The 1,812-nt window shown below is 31.1% G+C and carries 3 protein-coding genes and 2 pseudogenes; 1 reads left to right on the forward strand and 4 read right to left on the reverse strand.

Going from position 1 to position 1,812, the window contains the following annotated elements:
- The 4 genes and pseudogenes from HG1285_RS02990 to HG1285_RS19895 all read right to left on the reverse strand — a co-directional run.
- A pseudogene (locus HG1285_RS02990) lies at positions 1-395 on the reverse strand (hypothetical protein); the annotation flags it as partial.
- Positions 385-732: a 6-carboxytetrahydropterin synthase gene (locus tag HG1285_RS02985; RefSeq protein WP_008288986.1), complete on the reverse strand. Its 348-nt coding sequence runs from the start codon at positions 730-732 to the stop codon at positions 385-387. The gene HG1285_RS02985 and the pseudogene HG1285_RS02990, both read right to left, overlap by 11 nt.
- A 1-nt stretch (position 733) precedes the next feature.
- On the reverse strand, positions 734-1,246 hold the full coding sequence (locus tag HG1285_RS02980; RefSeq protein ID WP_008288987.1) for a hypothetical protein: 513 nt from the start codon (positions 1,244-1,246) through the stop codon (positions 734-736).
- Entirely contained in the window at positions 1,239-1,412 is a 174-nt protein-coding gene (locus HG1285_RS19895; protein WP_198005458.1) for a hypothetical protein, read from the reverse strand. Before HG1285_RS19895 ends, HG1285_RS02980 begins: the two co-directional genes overlap by 8 nt.
- A 98-nt stretch (positions 1,413-1,510) precedes the next feature.
- On the opposite strand from HG1285_RS19895, the pseudogene HG1285_RS02970 reads away from it, so the two are divergent.
- A pseudogene (locus HG1285_RS02970) lies at positions 1,511-1,812 on the forward strand (phosphoglycerate dehydrogenase); the annotation flags it as partial.

The following is a 1,812-nucleotide window of genomic DNA, read 5'->3' on the forward strand; positions in this document are numbered from 1 at the left end:
GATATTTTTGAAGGGAACTTTGGAACTGTAGTTATTACAAGCCCTTTTGCAGTATTTAAAATTATATTTTCTCCCTGAATATCTACAACTTTACCGCTTATAACTCTGCCGTTTCCTTCTATTGAAATTTCTTTTCCTTTCAGATTTTCTTTCCAGTTTGTGGAAAAATTGTTTAAAACATAGCTAATTATATAACCGTCTTTTATTTCAAACTTTAAAAAATCTCCGTAAATTACAGGCAAAAGATTAATAGAACCTAAAACATTCTCACCATCTGCGAGCATAAACTTTTCTTCCTGTACATAAGTATCTTTACCATCAGTGTTAATAATGAGGGTATCTGCATAGGTAAATCCTGCTATTAAAAGTAAAAACACAATTATTTTATTCTTCATAATATTCAGCTCCGCCGTGTTTTGTTTCCCATACTACAACCTTTTGAAGTGATGGATATTTTTCTTTAATTTTATCGTAAAGATATTTTGCTACATTCTCGGCACTTGGCGAAAAATCATAAATATCATTCATACATTTGTAATTAGGAAGTATCTCATCTAAAAATTTATCTATCTCTATAAAATCGTATCCCATACCGCCTTTATCAAGTTTATCTGCCCTTATAAAAACTTCAATTTCCCATGTATGACCGTGAAGAGGCTCTGGCTTGCCGTGATAATCTGTCAAAAAATGTGCTGCCTGAAACTCTTTTCTAACTCTTACTACGTAAGGCATTTTATTCTCCGCTCAATATTTTCTTTTTCTTTTTTAAATCCCAGTAAATTGAATCAAGTATTAATGAAATTTCCTCAGAATAAGACTGAACAATGTCATCAAGATATGAAGAAGGAGAAATCATATCCCATATATATGGATTATTGGCAACTATAGCAGTACCATCTCCAATATCATGTACAGACAGATTTATTACAGAAGCTATGGCAACATCAGGTGCTTCAACCATAAGTTTTTCAAGAAGTTTTGGCTTTATTATTTGAAGTATAATTACTTTATCGTTTTTTGCAAGTTCTTTTACAATTAAATGATTTTTTTCAGCAGAAAGTTTTAGCTCATTTATGTATTCCTGAGGTTTTACTTTAGGATATGCTTTCTGCATTAAAATAGCTTCTTTTACAGTGTTTATTGCAAGACCCTGAACAAAAATAAATGTTATTAAAAATACTGCAACAATACCAAATCCTGTAATTATTATTAAAGGCCAGTTTAAAGATTTTTTACTCTCACTCATTTACACTTCCTTGTTTTTCTTGGCTTTGCTGTTTTTGCTTTTTCTTTTCTTCATTATAGCTTGCTTTCAGGGCAAGTCCCCATAAAATCCCAACTGTAACAACCATGAATGTGAAAAATATTATTCCTGCATACTCAAACCATGTACTTAGAGTGTCATTTTCCATTGCCATCACCTTATATAAAATAATTCTAAATCTATTATAACTTTTATTAATTTTGAAGTATAATTTTATTTTAATAATGCGTCAAGGAGGAATTCAAATTGTACAAAGTTCTCATTACAGACCCAATTTCAACTAAAGGTATTGAAATACTAAATCAGGAAGAAGACATTGAAGTTGACTATGAACCAGAAATACCATTTGAAGAACTTTTAGAAATAGTTAAAGATTATGACGCCATTATAACAAGAAGTAGAACGCCAGTTAACAAAGAGCTGTTAGAAAAAGCTGAGAATTTAAAAGTTGTTGGAAGGGCTGGAGTTGGTGTTGATAATGTTGATTTAGAAGAATGTTCAAGAAGAGGGATTTTAGTTGTAAACACCCCCGGAGCAAATACGATTGG

It is taken from the genome of Hydrogenivirga sp. 128-5-R1-1 (genome assembly GCF_000171895.1).

Bases quoted from the DNA above. Each gene is read 5' to 3' on its own strand.
- HG1285_RS19895 (WP_198005458.1), bottom strand. From the start codon at position 1,412: ATGGAAAATGACACTCTAAGTACATGGTTTGAGTATGCAGGAATAATA.
- HG1285_RS02980 (WP_008288987.1), bottom strand. From the start codon at position 1,246: ATGAGTGAGAGTAAAAAATCTTTAAACTGGCCTTTAATAATAATTACA.
- HG1285_RS02985 (WP_008288986.1), bottom strand. From the start codon at position 732: ATGCCTTACGTAGTAAGAGTTAGAAAAGAGTTTCAGGCAGCACATTTT.